The organism is Arthrobacter sp. SLBN-112, assembly GCF_030944625.1.
Classification (GTDB): Bacteria; Actinomycetota; Actinomycetes; order Actinomycetales; family Micrococcaceae; genus Arthrobacter.
Genome location: NZ_JAUSXY010000001.1, coordinates 1,610,535 through 1,627,288, shown reverse-complemented (window position 1 = coordinate 1,627,288; position 16,754 = coordinate 1,610,535). Strand labels below are relative to the sequence as shown.

Genomic DNA, 16,754 nt, shown 5'->3' with positions numbered 1-16,754 from the left:
CGGGAACCATTCCAAAGACAAAGGAGTCCCATGACACAGCAGGAAAGCACAGGCCCGTCCAGCGTTTGGAGCAACGTTGCGGGCATCGCGTTCGGCGGCGACTACAACCCTGAGCAGTGGCCTGCGAGTGTCCGGCGGGAGGATCTGGACCTCATGCAGGAGGCGGGGGTGAATTTCCTCAGCGTCGGCATCTTCTCCTGGGCCCTGCTGGAACCGGCCGAGGGCCGCTACGAGTTTGGCTGGCTGGATGAGGTCATGGATAACCTCGCCGGGATCGGCGTGAAAGTGGCCCTGGCCACCGCCACTGCCGCGCCTCCGGCCTGGCTGGTCCGCAAGCATCCGGAAATCCTGCCGGTGACGGCTGACGGGACCGTGCTGGGACCGGGCTCACGGCGGCACTACACGCCGTCGTCGTCCGCCTACCGCCGCTACGCTGCCGGCATCACGCGTGTACTCGCCGAACGGTACAAGGACCACCCCGCGCTGGCGCTGTGGCACGTGGACAACGAACTGGGCTGCCATGTCTCGGAGTTCTACGGGGAGGAGGACGCCGCCGCCTTCCGCGCCTGGCTCGAACGCCGGTACGGGAGCATCGATGCCCTGAACGCCTCCTGGGGCACGGCATTCTGGTCCCAAAACTACGGCTCCTTTGAGGAAATCCTGCCGCCCGCCGTCGCGCCGTCCACCCTGAATCCGGGTCAGCAGCTGGACTTCCAACGGTTCAACTCATGGGCCCTGATGGAGTACTACCGGGAGCTGGTGGCGGTGCTGCGCGAGGTGACCCCGGACGTCCCCTGCACCACCAACCTGATGGCCTCCAGCGCCACCAAGTCGATGGACTACTTCGGCTGGGCCAAGGACCTGGATGTCATCGCCAACGACCACTACCTCGTGGCTGCGGACCCGGAACGGCACGTCGAACTCGCGTTCAGCGCCGACCTCACGCGCGGCATTGCAGGCGGTGACCCGTGGATCCTGATGGAACATTCGACGTCGGCCGTCAACTGGCAGCCGCGCAACCAGCCCAAGATGCCCGGCGAGATGCTGCGCAATTCACTGGCCCACGTGGCCCGCGGGGCCGATGCCGTGATGTTCTTCCAGTGGCGGCAAAGCTTTGCGGGGTCGGAGAAGTTCCATTCCGCCATGGTGCCGCACGGCGGACGGGACACGCGGGTGTGGCGTGAGGTGGTGGAGCTCGGCGCGGCCCTGAAACGCCTCGAACCTGTGCGTGGTTCGCGGGTCCAGTCACGGGCCGCCATTGTCTTTGACTATGAGGCGTGGTGGGCCAGTGAAATCGACTCCAAGCCCAGCATCGATGTGAAGTACCTGGACCTCCTCAGGGCATTCCACCGGTCCCTGGTGCTGCGCGGAGTCTCCGTGGATATGGTGCATCCGTCAGCTTCGCTGGAGGGCTACGACCTGGTGCTCGTGTGCACGCTGTACGCCGTGTCCGATGACTCCGCCGCCAATATCGCTGCTGCCGCCACAGCCGGCGCAACGGTTCTGGTCAGCTACTTCAGCGGGATCGCGGACCTGCAGGACCACGTACGGCTGGGCGGCTACCCGGGCGCGTTCCGCGAACTCCTGGGCGTGCGGGTGGAGGAGTTTCACCCGCTGCTGGCAGGGGTCCAACTCAAACTGAGCGACGGGACCACCTCGTCCATCTGGAGCGAGCATGTCCATCTAGCCGGCGCCGAGGCAGTGCAGGCGTTTACCGAATACCCGCTTGAGGGCGTCCCTTCCCTGACGCGGCGGCCTGTTGGATCCGGAGCGGCCTGGTACCTGGCCACTTTCCCGGATGCGGACGGGATTGAGGCGGTTCTGGACAAGCTGTTGGCCGAGTCCGGGGTCTCCCCCGTTGCCGCGGCCGACCCCGGCGTGGAACTAACGCGGCGCCTGTCCGCCGATGGGCGCAGCTTCCTGTTCGCGATCAACCACACGCGTTCGGACGCCGCCGTCTCAGCCACCGGCATGGACCTGCTGACCGGCGGGCCGTTCGCCGGCACCGTTCCGCCGCGCGGCGTCGCGGTGGTGGCGGAGAGCTAGGCGCGCCCGTCAAGGACGTACGACGGCGGCGCCTCCTTGGAGCGCCGCCGGGTCGCCGGGGTCGCCGAGAAGGGCGGCTCGGCCGGGCAGGGCGGGTCGGGCGGCTCCCAGGACCGCCGCCCTGACGAACCGCGGGACTTTCATTGCTCCCTTGATCTCCTCTCACGGGTGGCTGGAGGAGGCCCCCTTATCCACATAGGGCTTTTGGGCGGGTTTGGATGTCCGCCCTGGTGGAAGACTTTGGGTATGGAAGCGGTTGTGGGGGCGGCGGTGTTGGGAGTTGGGGCGGAGCCTGCGGCGGCGTGTGCTGTTCTGCCCGCCGCGACCTCGGTTGTTGATGTAGTGGCGCTGCTTCGGTCCGTCCCTGTCGCGGGTGATGGTGTGGGGATCCAACCACGTCAAGGGGGTGCGCCGCCCCGTAGGAGCAGCCTGAGCGGCAGCAGTAACCGTACAGCTGCGCCTTAAACAGCTCCGCCCCGGGAGGAACCCTTGGTTCCCGCCGGGGCGGAGCTGCCACCCGCCGTCGGAGGTTTGGAGTGGCGAGTTATCCACCCATACTGTCCGGAGCCGTGTTGGCGAGGTGAAGAATCAGTTGCTGATGGCCGACTTCATCTCGTCGGTGGCCTTCTTGCCCGCGTCGGCCGGTGACAGGCGGTCAAACAGGACTTCCGATGTGTACCGCTTGATGATTTCCTGGATCGCTCCTGCACCCTTCGGCGGCGGCGCCGGGGCTTCGCCGAGTTCGCCCTTGATCTGGTCGATGAAGTTGACCACCTTGACGTCGGCCGGAGTCAGTTTGGGCTGGATGGCTGCCCGGACCTCCGAGTTCGGGTAGACACCGCGGTCCGCCAGGAGCGCTTCGCCGGCCTTGACGTTGTTGGTCAGGAAGTTGATGAACTTGGCTGTTTCCTGCGGGTGCTTGGTGCGCGAGGAAGCAGACCAGAACTGCGAGGCCTTGTACCAAAGCTCCGCGTCGGCCGCCGAGCCCGTTTTGGTGGGGAACCGCAGGATCTTCAGGTCTCCGCCACTCGCCTTTTCCAGGGCCGGAGCCTGGTTGGACCACCAGAACGCCATGGCATTCTTGCCGGTCGCCAGTCCACTCTGGTCGAGGGGAGCAGCCTCAGCCTCAACCACCTCGGACGCGGAGGGCACCGCCTTCTTCTGGCTCAGCTCCTTGAGGAACGCCCACCATTCAGCGATGTCACCGGACTCAAAGCCCAGCTTGCCGTCGGACGTATACAGGGACTTGCCGTCCTGCCGGAGCCAGACCCCCAGGGAGGCCTCGTCCGTTCCATAGGCTGCCGCACCATAGGTGCCCTTGGGCGACTTGGCCGTAATCTCAGCGGCGATCCGGCCGAAGTCATCCCACGTCCATTTGGTGTCATCCGGCAGCGGAACGCCCGCGGCCTGGAAAACGGCGGGATTGGCCAGGATGGTCGCGGCGTTGATGCCGGCCGCGATACCGGTCAGGCCCTTCTGGCTCTTGCCGGCATTCAGGGCCGCCTCATCCATTTTGGAGGTGTCGATATCGTACTTGGACAGATCCAGGAGCGCGCCACGGCTGGAGTACTCCGTAATGTACTTCTCGTCCATCTGGATGATGTCCGGGGCGTCGTTGGCTGCCACCTGAGTGGCCAGCTTGTCCCAGTAGCCACTCCAGTCGCCAAACTCCGGCTTGATCTTGATTTTGGGATTTTCGGCTTCGAATTGCTTGATGGCTTCCTGCGTCAGCTGGGCGCGTTTGTCGCCGCCCCACCAGGAGAAGCGAAGCTCCACGGTTCCGTCAGCATTTTGCGGAGTGGCTCCGCCGCCGCAGGCACTGAGGGCCATGATGGCGGCGACTGCGGCTGCAACCGCACCGGCTTTGCGGGTTCGGCGCGATGCGCGTGAAGGTGGTGCCCCTGCCGACTGCTTGGCAGCCGATGCAGGACGGGGAAATAGCGGCACTGTGTAACTCCGATCTTCTTTGATCCAGGTGCGGTGACGTTGGGGTTTGGCATGTGGCGTGGCCCTCGAGGTTTCAAAGGCGGACCTATGCCGCGAAAGCGCTTTTCTATATCTAATACTACAAGTTGGGCACTTGTATTACAAGATGTGCCACGAATATACCCGACCCCGGGCGCACGAACGGCCCGTCGCGTGCGACGGGCCGTTCGAAAGGGTGGTGCTGGATGATCGTGGTGCCGCCTGACGGGCAGCCCTCGGTTACGGGTAGCGCCGGGTGGCGCGTGCTGTTACTTGATGCCGGTGGTGGCGATGCCCTTGATCAGGAACCGCTGGCCGAACAGGAACACCAGGAAGACGGGCAGCAGGGACACGATGGACATGGCGAACAGGGAGCCCCAACTGGTGGCGGACTGCGAGTCGACGAAGGCGCGCAGTGCTACCGGAACGGTGAACATGTCCGGGTCCGTGAGGTAGATCAGGGCTCCGAAGAAGTCATTCCAGGTCCAGATGAACGTGAAGATCGTGGTGGTGGCCAGGGCCGGCACCATCAAGGGCAGGATTACGCGCAGGAAGATGCGCGGATGGCCGGCTCCATCGATCCTGGCGGCCTCATCAAGCTCCTTGGGGATGCCGCGGATGAACTGCACCATGAGGAAGACGAAGAACGCATCCGTGGCGAGCAGCTTGGGGACGATCAGCGGCCAGAAGGTGTTCACCCAGCCGATCTGCGAGAACAGGATGTACTGCGGAACGATCACCACGTGGAACGGGAGCATGATGGTCAGCAGCATGATGCCGAAGAACAGCTTCTTGGCGGTGAACTGCAGCCGGGCGAACGCATAGGCGGCCATGGAGCACGAGATGAGGTTGCCCAGGATCGAACCGATCACCACGATGGCGGAGTTGATCATGTAGTGGCCGAACGGGTGCGTCAGGGCCGACCATCCGGAGGTGTAGTTGCTCATTTCCAGGCTGCTAAGCCACAGGCCCGGTTCACGGAAGATCAGGTCATTGGGCCGCAGCGATGAAACCACCATCCACAGGAGCGGATAGATCATCAGCCCGCCGGCCAGGATCAGGATGCCGTGCTTCATCAGCGCTTTACCGCGCTGGGCCCTGCTGAAGGCCAGCGTTCCCCGGGACTCGCGGACCCTGGACTTGCGGTTCGTAGGCTTGCCGGCGCCCCCGGACTTCTTCTCCGGGGTGGGCAGCGTCTCAAGCTTAGTCGTCATAGAAAACCCAATACTTAGAAGCGATGAAGTTGATGGCGGTGAAGACGCCGATGATGAGCAGCAGCACCCACGCCATGGCTGAGGCGTAGCCCATGTCGAACTGGCCGAAGCCCTTTTGGTAGAGGTACAGGGTGAAGAACATCGTGGAGTCGGAAGGTCCGCCGTTGCCGCCGGAGACGATGAACGCCTGGGTGAAGGACTGGAACGAACCGATGATCTGCAGCACCAGGTTGAAGAAGATGATCGGGCTCAGCATCGGCAAGGTGATCCGCCAGAACTGCTGGAGCGTGGTGGCACCGTCCACCCTGGCTGCCTCGTAGTACATGTTGGGGATCTGGCGCAGGCCCGCAAGGAAGATGATCATCGGGGCTCCGAAGGTCCAGACGTGCAGCAGGATGATGGATCCCAGGGCCGTGCTGGGGTCCGAGATCCAGCCCGGACCCTGGATGCCGAACATGGCCAGGACCTGGTTGACCAGGCCCGTGGTGCCGAAGATCTGCTTCCACAGGATGGCGACGGCAACTGAGCCGCCCAGCAACGACGGCAAGTAGAACACCGAACGGTAGAACGGAAGGCCGCGGAGCCCCTTGTCCAGGACGAGCGCGATCAGCAGTGCCACAGCGAGCTGCAGTGGCACACCGACCAGGACGTACGTAAACGTGACCCGCAAGGAGTTGTGCAGCCGGGCATCGCTGAGCATCCGGGTGAAGTTATCCAGCCCCGTCCACTCAGGCGGCTGGAGCAGGTTGTAATCCGTAAAGGACAAGTACAGGGACATCAACATCGGGCCGATGGTGATGGCCACCAGGCCCACCAGCCACGGCAACAGGAAGATATAGGCGGCCTTGTTGTCCCGCCTGTTGGCCTTCTTCTCCTCGGCGGTGGCTTTACCCTTCCGCCGGCTCAACGAAGACAGTTCGCTAATGGCGCTCACGGTTGCTGCTCCGTCACGGACAGCAGGCACGCTGCGGCCGGCAACTGGGCCGGACGGGGCGTCCTGGGGATGTGCTTTGCGGCCATGTGGTCTCCTTTGGTCATCGTGGCCTCCACGTTTCGGTCATCGCCAGGCGATGGGGGGGATCACGCACTCCCTTCGCGGGCCCGCTCCACGCCTGTCAGGGCTGGAGCTCTTCCGCCGCCGGGAGCGTCGTTTTAGAAAGCGGCTCCGTACCAAAGTAAACGGTTTCTTGACTCCTGTACAGCCCTTTGTTAGTTTTTGAGAAAACGTTTTCTGTTACGCATAACAGGGTCGCACAGTCACAAAAAATGAGGGGCACGACAATGAAGTTTGGTCTCAGGAAATCCGTGATGGGAATCACCGGTGCCGCCGCCGCACTGGCCCTGGTTCTGACCGGCTGCGGCAACAGCCCGCAGGCCGGAAAAGCGGGGACGGCGGAGCATCCCGTCACGATCCGGTTCGCCTGGTGGGGCAACGACTCCAGGGCAAAGACCACCATGGAGGTCATCAAAGCCTTCGAAGCCGCCAACCCCACCATCAAGGTCCAGGGCGAGAACACGGAATTCAGCTCCTATTGGGACAAGATGGCCACCCAAATCGCCGGCGGAACCACCCCGGACGTGATCGCCATGAGCGGCGCCTACCCCAGCGAATACGCCAGCCGCGGCGTCCTCCTGGACCTGGACAAGGTCAAGGGCCAGATCGACACCTCAAAGTTCGCCGAAGGGACCGTTGACCTGGGCAAGATCAACGGCAAGCAGTACACCATCACTGCCGGCGTCAACTCCATGTCCATGGTCCTGGACCCCAAGGTCTTCGAGGCCGCCGGCGTACCGCTGCCGGACGACGAAACCTGGACGTGGGACGACTACGCACGGATCGCCGCGGAACTCACCAAAAAGTCGCCGGCCGGCACCTTCGGCACCACCCCGATGGCCAACGACTCCTTCCTCGCCGTCTGGGCGCGGCAGAACGGCCAGGAGCTCTACACGGACGACGGCAAGAAAATGGGCATCAGCGAAGACACGCTCGCCAAGTGGTTTGAGCTCAACAAGAACCTGATGGAAACAGGCGGCGCCCCATCTGCCTCCCAGACCGTCGAGGACGGCTCCGCCCAGCCCGAGATGACGCTGATGGGCCAGGGAAAGCAAGGAATGAAGATTTCCTGGAGCAACCAGATGACGTCCTACTCCGGCGCCCCGCTGGTCATGATGAAACTCCCCGGCGAAAGCAAGACGCCGGGGGCGTGGCTGCGGTCCTCGATGGAATACGCCATCTCGTCCAAATCGTCCCAGCCCAAGGAAGCGGCCCTGTTCATCAACTACCTGGTCAACAACATGGACGCGGCCGGCAAGATCAAGAGTGACCGCGGCATGCCTGCCAACACCGAGCTCAAGGCGGGAATCACTCCCCTGCTGAAGGAAACCCAGCAGAAGGAAGCCACCTACCTGGACCGGATTGCGGCCATGAAAATCCCGGCGCCCAGGCCTTTCCCGGCAGGATCATCGGCAACCATGGAGGTTTTGAACCGTTACAACACAGATGTACTCTTCGGAAAGATCTCGCCGCGGGACGCCGCCAAAGGCATGATTTCAGAAGTCAACCAAAACCTCGCCTGACCCCGCGGCGGACAGATTCACAGGCGACAACCAACGAAAGGAGGCAGGCACATGATCAAGACAGCACGGCCCAGCGCCATCGCCGGATACGACGACTGGCCTGCCTATGTCCGGGCCCACCCCCGCTACCTGGCGTCCACCGCCGCCGCGCAGAAGCTATCCGATGCTTTGGGCGTCCCCGGTGCGCCCGCGCCTTTGGAAATAAGGGTGCACTGGGAGGAAACGTACGACGACGCCACCACCACCGAGCTGAGCTGGCAGTTGGGCTTCGGGCCGCCCACCACGGGCTGGCTGGTCCGTCCGGCCGGAAGTTCCGGGCCACTGCCAGGCGTACTGGCCCTGCACTGCCACGGCGGAAACAAGTTCGGCGGCGCGGACCGGCTGGTGGATCTCCCGGCAACCCACCCATCGGCGGCTGCCGCCCGCGCCGGGCACTATGACGGCCGGGCACTGGCCACCGGGATCGCCCGCCAAGGATTCGCCGTCCTGGCCCACGATGCCTTTGCCTGGGGAAGCCGCAGGTTTGACCTCTCCACCCCGCCGTGGCGGACCGCTGCGGCCGCCGACGCGCGGCAGGCACAATGGCGGGCGGACGGCGTCGTGCCTTCCGACGCGGAGGAATACAACGCCGCTGCCGGCTTCCACGAGGACACCGTGGCCAAGGCGGCAGGGCTCCTGGGCACCAGCCTGGCCGGCATGGTGGCCCACGACGACCTCGCCGCCCTCGACGTCCTGGCCGCACTGCCCGGCGTGGATGCAGACAATCTGGGGTGCATCGGCTTCTCCGGCGGGGGCGGCCGCTCCCTGACGCTCGCCGCCCTGAGCCCGCGCATCCGGGCAGCCGTGGTCACCTGCATGATGACCACCTTCGAATCCCTCTTCCCCGCCTACCTCGACGCGCACTCGTGGCTGCTGCAAACCCCGGGGCTCTGGCGCCTGGGTGATTGGCCCGAGCTCACCGCACGTTCGGGGGCCGCCCGGTTCCTGGTGCAGTATGCCTTGGCGGATGAGCTCTTCCCGGAGGACGGGATGCGCCAGGCCCACCGGTTGCTCGAATCCCTGCACAGCGGCACGGACAGGTACGCCGGAAGCTTCTGGCCCGGCGGGCACGTCTTCACGGCGGCCATGCAGGACGAAGCCCTCCAATTCCTGGCTGAAACGCTGACCAACTGACCCCCTACCGGCAACACTCCCAAGGACCCACGTGACTATTCAGCAAGCCGCCTCCACGGAACCCGGGCGCGAGAACACGCCCAAACCTCCGGCCGCCGTCCCCCGCATTGCCTTGGTGGGCGTGCACGGCTTCGGCGAGCGGCACCTTGCCAACCTGGCCCGGCTCGAACAGGCCGGTGCCCTGGAACTGGTGGCCGTCGCCGATCCCAACCCGCCGCAGGCGGGCACGCTCGCGGACACCGTGGCAGTGTTCCCCGACTTGGACGGCCTGCTCGCTGCGCAGCCGGGTGCCGACGTCGTCATTCTTGCCACTCCCATCCAGACCCATGCCCCGCTGGCCATCGCAGCACTGCAAGCCGGGATGGACGTCTATGTCGAAAAGCCGCCGGTGGCATCGCTGGCGCAGTTCGAGCAGGTCCTGGCCGCGGCCCGGGAGCACGGGCGCCTGGTCCAGGTGGGCTTCCAAAGCCTGGGCTCCCAAGCCCTGCCCGCCATCCGGGACCTGGTGGATACGGGTGAAATCGGCACCGTCCTGGGTCTCAGCGCCACCGGCCAATGGCTGCGGACCAAGGCGTACTTCAACCGCTCGCGCTGGGCCGGAAAGCGCAGCCTCGACGGCACGGACGTTGTGGACGGGGTGGCCACAAATGCCCTCGCCCACGCCGTTGCCACCGGATTGCACCTGGCGGGCGCTCATACCCTCGCGGACGTCGTCTCGGTGGAAACAGACCTGTACCGGGCCAACGACACCGAGAGCGACGACACCTCCATTCTTCGGGTCCGCACCGCAGGCGGAAACACGCTGCTCTGCGCCCTCACGCTCTGTGCCCCCGAACAGCTCAACCCCGCCGTCACCGTGCACGGAACCCTGGGCGAGATCACCCTCTCCTACACGGAGGATGACGTTGTCATCACCACCCCGGACGGCGAGCGCCGCGAGTCTTTCGGCCGGACGGACCTGCTCGAAAACCTGCTGGACGCCCGTGCCAACGGGACGCAGCTGCTGTGCGCGCTGGAGGACACCGGAGCATTCACCACCGTCCTGGAAGCCATCCGTACAGCGCCGGCACCCGCCCCGATCGGCGCCGAATTCATCACCTGGCAAGGCGAGGGCGACGACGCCCACCCCGTGGTGCAGGGCATCTCCGGCCTGGTGGAACGCGCCGTCAAGGCACAGGCAACATTCGCCGAACTCGGTGTCCCCTGGGCCCGCCCCCTTCCGCCGGTCCGGACGCTGAGCGTTGGGGGCCGCCCGGTCGCGGACTACCAGGACGGCAGCCATATCCGGCCGGTTTCTTCCCCGCGCCCCTACCTGCATCCGGTGCGCACCCTGAACGGCACCGTGGTGACAGACCACCAGCCCCTGGACCACGTGTGGCACCTGGGCGCCGGCGTGGCCCTGCAGGATGTGGACGGGGTGAATTTCTGGGGCGGCCGCACCTACACCAGGGAAGCCGGCCAGTACGTCTGGCGCCCGGACCACGGCAGCATCGCAAGCACCGGCACCGCGTCGTTCCAGCCCGACGCCGGCGCCGGCAGGCCCGGCGTCCTGCGGGAGACGCTGAGCTGGAACGGGCAGGACGGCTCCCCCGTCCTCCTCGAGGAGCGCACCTGGGCGTGGTCCGGCGTCGCGCCCTCCGCCTGGCGGCTGTCACTGGACTTTGCACTGTCACCTGCCGGAAGCACGCCGGTCAGCCTGGGCAGCCCGGGCTCCAACGGCCGGTTCGAGGGTGGCTACGGCGGCTTCTTCTGGCGGCTTCCCGAATGCGTGGACGCGGCCGTCTGGACACCGGCCGGCGCCGGGGAGTCGCAGACGCACGGCAGCGTCACGCCGTGGCTCGCCTGGTCGGGAACGTTCGACGGCGGCCCGGCCACCTTGGTGTTCGTGGCATCCGGGGACTCCCCGGATCCGTGGTTTGTCCGGGTGGACGGCTACCCGGGCGTGGGCCAGTCGCTGGCGTGGGATACGCCTGTCATCGCGGAGCCCGGGAACCCGGTGCGGCGGCACATCACCGTTTTTGTGGCCGACGGACTCCTGGCCACAGCCGACATCGAAACACTGATCAACCAGCAGGGGGACCTGTCATGACCCAGACCACAGCCGCAGCCGTTCCCCCCCAGGAGGCGCGCGTGGCTCCCGGATCACTGGCAGACCGGGCCATCAAGCGCCGCCGCGTCCTGGACGTCCTGGACGCCGCCGGGCGGGATTCGCTGCTCCTCACCACCAATACAGCCCTGACCTGGTACCTGGACGGCAGCCGAGTCCACGTCAGCCTGGCCGGCGACCCCATCGCCGCCGTGCTGGTTGCCCGCGACGGCGACCACCTGGTGACGTTCAACAACGAAGCCGGCAGGATCGCGGCCGAGGAGCTTCCGCTGGGGGTCAACCTGCACACCGTTCCCTGGTACGCGAACCTGCACCAGGCAGCGGCCGCGGTCGGCAATGACGCCCTGCCGCCGCTGTCCGAAGGAGAGGTGGCCGCCGAACTGCGCGCCGCCCGCCAGCAGTTGCTTCCGGCGGAGAGTGCACGCTACGCCCTGCTCAGCGCCGAACTGGCCGGCATCATGACCGATGTACTGTCCGGCGCCCGCCCGGACACCACCGAATTCGGGCTGGTCTCGGCGCTGGCCGCCCGGGTGGTGGCCGCCGGCGCGGAGCCCCTGGTGCTCCTGTGCAACGGCAGCTCCCGCAGCACGTTCCGGCACCCCCTGGCCACCCAGGGGCCCCTGGGCCGGCGCGCCATGGCGGTGGTCTGTGCCCGCCGCGACGGCCTGGTTGCCAACATCACCCGCTGGATAAGGTTCGACGCCGGCACGCCCGGCGAGCGCGACGCCGAGGCCCGCATCGCGGCAGTGGAGGCGGACATTTTCGATGCCACGGTTCCCGGAACCCGGCTGGACCGGATCTTTACCGAGATCCAGGCCGCCTACGTCCGGCATGGTTTCGGCGCGGACCAGTGGGAACAACACCACCAGGGCGGGCCGGCCGGATACGCGGGGCGCGATCCCCGCGTCACCTCAAGCGTCACGGACACGGTGGTGCTGGACCAGGCGTTCACCTGGAACCCCTCCGGGCCCGGCGTCAAGATCGAGGACACGGTCCTGCTCACGGAATCCGGGCTTCGCGTCCTCACTGTGGACCCGCGCTGGCCGGCGGCCACCGTGAACGGGCTGGAACGCCCGGTGACGCTGCAGCTGTAAATTAGACGCCCGCTCACATACTGCAGCAAAACACGAAACGCCCGCTCACTTATGGCCGTATAAGCGGCCATAAGTGAGCGGGCGTTTCGATTACAAGCTGCAGTATGTAAGCGGGCGTTGTTACGGAAGCCGCAGCTCCCCATCCACGCGGCGCGGGATCTCCAGCGGATTATCCTCGCGCAGCGCCGGGTGCAGGACCGCTTCCGGGGCGTCCTGGTAGGCCACGGGGCGCTGGAAGCGGCGCACCGCCGTCGCCCCCACCGAGGTGAACAGCGAGGTGGTGGCCGGGTACGGGCCGCCGTGCTGCTGGGCCCAGTTCACGGCGACGCCCGTGGGCCAGCCATTGAACAGGACGCGGCCGGCCAGGCCGGAAAGCTGCTCCACCAGCGCCGCGATGTCCTCACCGGGCACGGCGTGCACGGTAGCCGTCAGGCTGCCGGGAACCTCGGCCAGGACAGCCGACAGTTCCTGCTGGTCCGTGTATTCGATGAGGATGGTGGTGGGTCCGAAGCACTCTTCAAGCAGCTGCTCCGGCCGCTCCAGGACTTTGGCCGCGGTGGTGGCGAACACCACCGGAGCCGCCCCGTTGGCGGCCGCATCCTGGTCCACGGTGCCGCCCACTACCTCCACGCCCTCCACGGCGGCGAAGCTGCGCAGCCCGTCCGGGTAGGCCTCGGCGATGCGGCGGGTCAGCATGCCGGCAGCAGGCTTGTCCTTGCTGGCCTCGGCTACCTCTGCCGCGAAGGAAGTTCCGGCCGGAATGAACACCAGGCCGGGCTTGGTGCAGAACTGGCCGGCGCCCAGCGTGAAGGATCCGGCCAGGCCGGCGGCCAGTTCTGCCGGGCGCGCCTGGAGTGCTGCCGCCGTGATGACCACGGGGTTGAGGCTGCCCAGCTCTCCGTAGAACGGGATGGGATCGGGCCGCGACGTGGCGAGGTCGAAGAGGGCACGGCCGCCGGGGATGGAACCGGTGAAGCCGACGGCCTTGATGGCAGGGTCCTGGACCAGTGCCGTTCCCACCTCGCGGCCGCTGACCAGGGCGAACAAGCCGTCCGGAGCACCGGCGCCGCGCAGGGCGTCAGCCACGATCTCCGCGGTCCGCTCGGACAGCCGCAGGTGCCCTGAGTGGGCCTTGACGATCACGGAGCAGCCGACGGCGAGGGCCGAGGCCGTGTCACCGCCGGCCACGGAGAAGGCGAACGGGAAGTTCGACGCCGAGAAGACCGCCACGGGACCGATGGGCCGCAGGATGCGGCGAAGGTCGGGTTTGGGCGGCGTGGCGGCGGGATCCGCGTGGTCGATGATGGCTTCAAGGTAGGAGCCCTCGGTGATGACGGTGGCGAAAAGACGCAGCTGGCCGGTGGTGCGGGCTACCTCGCCGGTCAGCCGGGGAACCCCCAGGCTGGTCTCGGCATCCGCGATTTCCACCAGTTCGGCCGCGTTGGCGTCCAGGGCGTCTGCCACCGCGTTGAGCCAGGCGGCGCGCTCGGCATCGGTGGCCGCGGCGGCGGTCCTGGCGGCTTCCGTGGCGGCAGCGGTGAGCTCGGACAGGGAAAGTGTTGCAGTTGTCACGTCAGGTACCTGTTCTGTGGATGTGCGTACGTCGTTACGGTGCGTCCCGGAAGCGGAATCCCAGGCCGGGCTGGTCTGACAGGGCCACCCGGCTGTTGTTGAACCGGACCGGCGATGGCCCGTCCAGGATGCCCAGCTGCTCGAAGGACGCCTCCTCGACGTCCTCCACCATGGCGGGTTCCGCCAGGGTCAATGCCAGCTGGCCGGACAGTTCCGGGAGCAGGTGCGGCATCACCTTGATGCTGTTGGTCCGTGCCAGCTCCACGATCCGCCGGAACGGGGTGATGCCGCCTACCCGGATGATGTTGGGCTGGATGATGTCCACCGCCTCAGCGTCAATGAAGTCGCGGAAACGGTAGATGGTGTGCAGGTTTTCGCCCAGGGCTATGGGCACCGGGGAGTGTTTGCGGAGCCGGCGGTAGGCCCAGAGGTCGTCCGCCCGGATGGGTTCCTCCAGCCATTCGAGCCCGAATTCGGCCAGGACGTCCAGCGCCCGGAACGTGGTGGGAAGGTCCCAGCGCTGGTTCGCGTCGATCATGAGGCGCCGGTCCGGGCCCAGCACCGACCGCACCGCGGCCACCCGCTCGGCGTCCTCGCGCAGGTCCGGTTTGCCCACCTTGATCTTGATGGCCTGATGGCCTGCGGCAACCCAGCGTTCAGCCTGCGCCACCAGCTCCTCCAGGGTGTAGTGCAGGTTCACTCCGGAGCCATACACCTCCGCGGATTCCTGCCGCTGGCCCAAAAGACCGGTGACCGAGGCCCCGGCGCGGCGGGCCTGAAGGTCCCAGAGTGCAAGGTCTGCTCCCGCCATGGCAATGGTGGTCAGTCCCCCGCCACCGGCCTCGTGCAGCCGCTTCCACAACGCGTCCCACACCGTTTCCGGGGTGGCCGGCAGCCCGGTGATGAACGGCGCAATGTCATAGTCCAGCAGGGCCTTGACCGCCCGGGGCCCGATGGTGGGGGTCCAGGAGAAGCCGTATCCGGTGCCGCCGTCATCCGTGTGGAGCTCGGTGGCGATGACGTGGTTCTCCGGCGCCTCAGCCCCCCAGCTCCGGCGCAGCGGCACCGTGATGAGCCGCGTGGACAGGCCCGTGATGCGCGGAACTGTACTGACGGTCGCGGTCGCGGGGGCGCCCATCAGCGGCCGGCCAGCTCGTAGCCCCTGGCGAGGATGGCCTTGAGCTCCACCAGCTGTTCCTCGGTGGGATCCACCAGCGGCGGGCGCACCGGGCCAACCGGCAGGCCGCCAAGGCGCAAGCCGGCCTTGATCAGGGAAACGCCGAACCCCGGGGTCTGGTCGCGCAGGCGGACCAGTGGGGCGTAGAAGCCCTCCAGCAGGGCATTGCGGCGGTCCTCGTCCCCGGAAACGTAGGCGTCGTAGTAGGCCTTGGCGATCTCCGGTGCCATGGCGAACGCGGCCGACGAATACAGCGGGATCCCCAGGCCGCGGTAGGCACCCTGGGTCAGTTCGGCGGTGAGGAGGCCGTTGAAGAAAGCGAAGTCCTCCCGGCCGGTGGCCTTGACCGCGGTGACGATTTCCTGGGCCAGCCCCACGTCGCCCAGGCCGTCCTTGAAGCCGATGACCTTGGGATTGGCGGCCAGCTTCGCCATGGACGCAGCGGTGAACTTTGCGTTGCCACGGTGGTAGACGATGACCGGCAGGCTGCTGGCATTGGCGACGGCCTCGATGTAGGCCACCAGGCCGTCGGTGGGTCCGGTCACCAGGTAGGGCGGCAACACCAGGAGGGCGTCGGCGCCGGCTTCCTCGGCAACCCGGGCGGCGGCGAGGGCGTGCCCCAGCGGTCCACCCGCCCCGGCCACCACGGGAACCCTCCCGGCAACGACCTCGACGGCGGCCGACACCACGGTGCGGACCTCATCGATGCTCAGGGCATGGAATTCACCCGTGCCGCAGGCAGGGAAGACGCCGCCGGGGCCAAACGGGAGGCGGGAACCGATGTGTTCCTTGAGCAGTTCCACGTCAACGGCTCCTTCGGCCGTGAACGGGGTGACGGGAAAGAACAGTACGCCGTCGAATTTCATGGTGTCTCCTTGCTTCCGCCGCCGGCAGTGACCAATGCGGAAGCCTCGTCGTTGAGGGTGTGGCGGGACGTGAGTTCGGTGCGCCAGCTGCGCTTGGGCTGCCAGCCCAGGAGCTCCTGTGCTTTGGCAATGGAGAAGGCGGGGCTGGTCCCGGTCAGGCCCGCACTGATGGCTTCACTGCCCGGCAGGAACCGGGGCATGAGCTCCGCCAGCGGCACGGTTGCCAAGGCGTCGGCCGCGCCCACAAAAAAGGTTTCCCCGTTGGGAATGTCCGTCATTTTCTGCAGCAGCAGGTCAAGGAAGTCCGCCACGTCCCGGGCATCAACGTAGTTGAACAGGGCCGGTGCGGACAGGGCGGGGTCGGCCAGGCGTTCAGCGAGGGTGTGGCCCTGCTGCGTGGGAGCGCCTTCCCATTCCTCGGGCGAGATGACAAAGCACGGACGGAACGCGGCGTACCGGATCCCCTCCCCCTGCGCCGCGGCGAACATCTGCACCGTCTGCTCGGCGATGAGCTTGGACAGCGCGTAGGCGTTCCACGGCTTGGGCGGGGTGCGCTCATCGAGCGGGAACGACGGCGGCAGCCACCCCGTGGGCGAGCCGTAGCCCAGGACCGTGGGACTGCTGGCCGTGACAATCTTGCCGATTCCCAGTTCCGTCGCGGCGCTGATCACGGCGAAGGCGAGCCGGGTGTTGGTGGCGAAGATGACGTCCTCGGGTGCGCTGAACGGAACGGCGATGGCCGCCAGGTGGATGACGGCGTCGGGCCTTGCGTCCCGGAGGAGGCGCAGCGCCTCCCCCGGGGCCAGGAGATCGGCGGTTTCCTGCACGACGCCGGGCGGCAGCTGGTCAGCGGGCACGGCGTCGCGGTCCACGGACACCACCTCGTGGCCCGCCTGGGCCAGTCCGGCCACGACGCTGCGGCCCAGGCGGCCGGAACCGCCGGTAACGAATATCCTGCTCATG

At 66.8% G+C, this 16,754-nt stretch carries 12 protein-coding genes; 5 read left to right on the top strand and 7 right to left on the bottom strand.

Going from position 1 to position 16,754, the window contains the following annotated elements; genetic code table 11:
* The first annotated feature begins 30 nt into the window (after positions 1-30).
* On the top strand, positions 31-2,046 hold the full coding sequence (locus QF050_RS07605; RefSeq protein WP_308929891.1) for a beta-galactosidase: 2,016 nt from the start codon (positions 31-33) through the stop codon (positions 2,044-2,046).
* 588 nt (positions 2,047-2,634) lie between these two features.
* Here the strand turns inward: QF050_RS07605 and QF050_RS07600 are convergent.
* The 3 genes from QF050_RS07600 to QF050_RS07590 all read right to left on the bottom strand — a co-directional run bounded on the left by QF050_RS07600 (position 2,635) and on the right by QF050_RS07590 (position 6,159).
* Positions 2,635-3,993, bottom strand: a complete 1,359-nt coding sequence (locus QF050_RS07600; protein ID WP_308929890.1) for an extracellular solute-binding protein — start codon at positions 3,991-3,993, stop codon at positions 2,635-2,637.
* 287 nt (positions 3,994-4,280) lie between these two features.
* Entirely contained in the window at positions 4,281-5,225 is a 945-nt protein-coding gene (locus QF050_RS07595; RefSeq protein ID WP_308929889.1) for a carbohydrate ABC transporter permease, read from the bottom strand.
* Positions 5,215-6,159, bottom strand: a complete 945-nt coding sequence (locus QF050_RS07590; protein WP_308929888.1) for a sugar ABC transporter permease — start codon at positions 6,157-6,159, stop codon at positions 5,215-5,217. Before QF050_RS07590 ends, QF050_RS07595 begins: the two co-directional genes overlap by 11 nt.
* 374 nt (positions 6,160-6,533) lie before the next feature.
* Between QF050_RS07590 and QF050_RS07585 the strand changes: the two genes are divergently transcribed.
* The 4 genes from QF050_RS07585 to QF050_RS07570 are packed head-to-tail and all read left to right on the top strand — an operon-like array spanning position 6,534 to position 12,176.
* Positions 6,534-7,802, top strand: a complete 1,269-nt coding sequence (locus QF050_RS07585; RefSeq protein WP_308929887.1) for a sugar ABC transporter substrate-binding protein — start codon at positions 6,534-6,536, stop codon at positions 7,800-7,802.
* A gap of 51 nt (positions 7,803-7,853) precedes the next feature.
* A complete protein-coding gene (locus QF050_RS07580) occupies positions 7,854-8,975 on the top strand; it encodes an acetylesterase (protein ID WP_308929886.1) in 1,122 nt (373 codons plus the stop codon).
* Positions 8,976-9,006: 31 nt separating this feature from the next.
* Complete coding sequence (locus QF050_RS07575; RefSeq protein ID WP_374121510.1) at positions 9,007-11,064, top strand: DUF6807 family protein; 2,058 nt, start codon at positions 9,007-9,009, stop codon at positions 11,062-11,064.
* The gene (locus QF050_RS07570; protein WP_308929885.1) at positions 11,061-12,176 is read left to right on the top strand and encodes a M24 family metallopeptidase; all 1,116 of its coding nucleotides are present in this window, start codon (positions 11,061-11,063) and stop codon (positions 12,174-12,176) included. Before QF050_RS07575 ends, QF050_RS07570 begins: the two co-directional genes overlap by 4 nt.
* Positions 12,177-12,296: 120 nt before the next feature.
* On the opposite strand, the gene QF050_RS07565 is transcribed toward QF050_RS07570, so the two are convergent.
* The 4 genes from QF050_RS07565 to QF050_RS07550 are packed head-to-tail and all read right to left on the bottom strand — an operon-like array spanning position 12,297 to position 16,753.
* Positions 12,297-13,748, bottom strand: coding sequence for an aldehyde dehydrogenase (NADP(+)) (locus QF050_RS07565; protein WP_308929884.1), 1,452 nt, complete (start codon positions 13,746-13,748; stop codon positions 12,297-12,299).
* A 34-nt stretch (positions 13,749-13,782) separates the two neighbouring features.
* The gene (locus tag QF050_RS07560; protein WP_308929883.1) at positions 13,783-14,886 is read right to left on the bottom strand and encodes a mandelate racemase/muconate lactonizing enzyme family protein; all 1,104 of its coding nucleotides are present in this window, start codon (positions 14,884-14,886) and stop codon (positions 13,783-13,785) included.
* Positions 14,886-15,791 carry a 5-dehydro-4-deoxyglucarate dehydratase gene (locus tag QF050_RS07555; protein ID WP_308929882.1) on the bottom strand — a complete coding sequence of 302 codons (906 nt, stop codon included), beginning with the start codon at positions 15,789-15,791 and terminating at the stop codon, positions 14,886-14,888. Before QF050_RS07555 ends, QF050_RS07560 begins: the two co-directional genes overlap by 1 nt.
* Complete coding sequence (locus tag QF050_RS07550) at positions 15,788-16,753, bottom strand: NAD(P)-dependent oxidoreductase (protein WP_308929881.1); 966 nt, start codon at positions 16,751-16,753, stop codon at positions 15,788-15,790. The genes QF050_RS07555 and QF050_RS07550 overlap by 4 nt, the downstream gene beginning before the upstream one ends.
* Between the last annotated feature and the right edge of the window lies 1 nt (position 16,754).

Bases quoted from the DNA above. Each gene is read 5' to 3' on its own strand.
- QF050_RS07605 (WP_308929891.1), top strand. From the start codon at position 31: ATGACACAGCAGGAAAGCACAGGCCCGTCCAGCGTTTGGAGCAACGTT.
- QF050_RS07595 (WP_308929889.1), bottom strand. From the start codon at position 5,225: ATGACGACTAAGCTTGAGACGCTGCCCACCCCGGAGAAGAAGTCCGGG.
- QF050_RS07585 (WP_308929887.1), top strand. From the start codon at position 6,534: ATGGGAATCACCGGTGCCGCCGCCGCACTGGCCCTGGTTCTGACCGGC.
- QF050_RS07580 (WP_308929886.1), top strand. From the start codon at position 7,854: ATGATCAAGACAGCACGGCCCAGCGCCATCGCCGGATACGACGACTGG.
- QF050_RS07570 (WP_308929885.1), top strand. From the start codon at position 11,061: ATGACCCAGACCACAGCCGCAGCCGTTCCCCCCCAGGAGGCGCGCGTG.
- QF050_RS07560 (WP_308929883.1), bottom strand. From the start codon at position 14,886: ATGGGCGCCCCCGCGACCGCGACCGTCAGTACAGTTCCGCGCATCACG.
- QF050_RS07555 (WP_308929882.1), bottom strand. From the start codon at position 15,791: ATGAAATTCGACGGCGTACTGTTCTTTCCCGTCACCCCGTTCACGGCC.
- QF050_RS07550 (WP_308929881.1), bottom strand. From the start codon at position 16,753: ATGAGCAGGATATTCGTTACCGGCGGTTCCGGCCGCCTGGGCCGCAGC.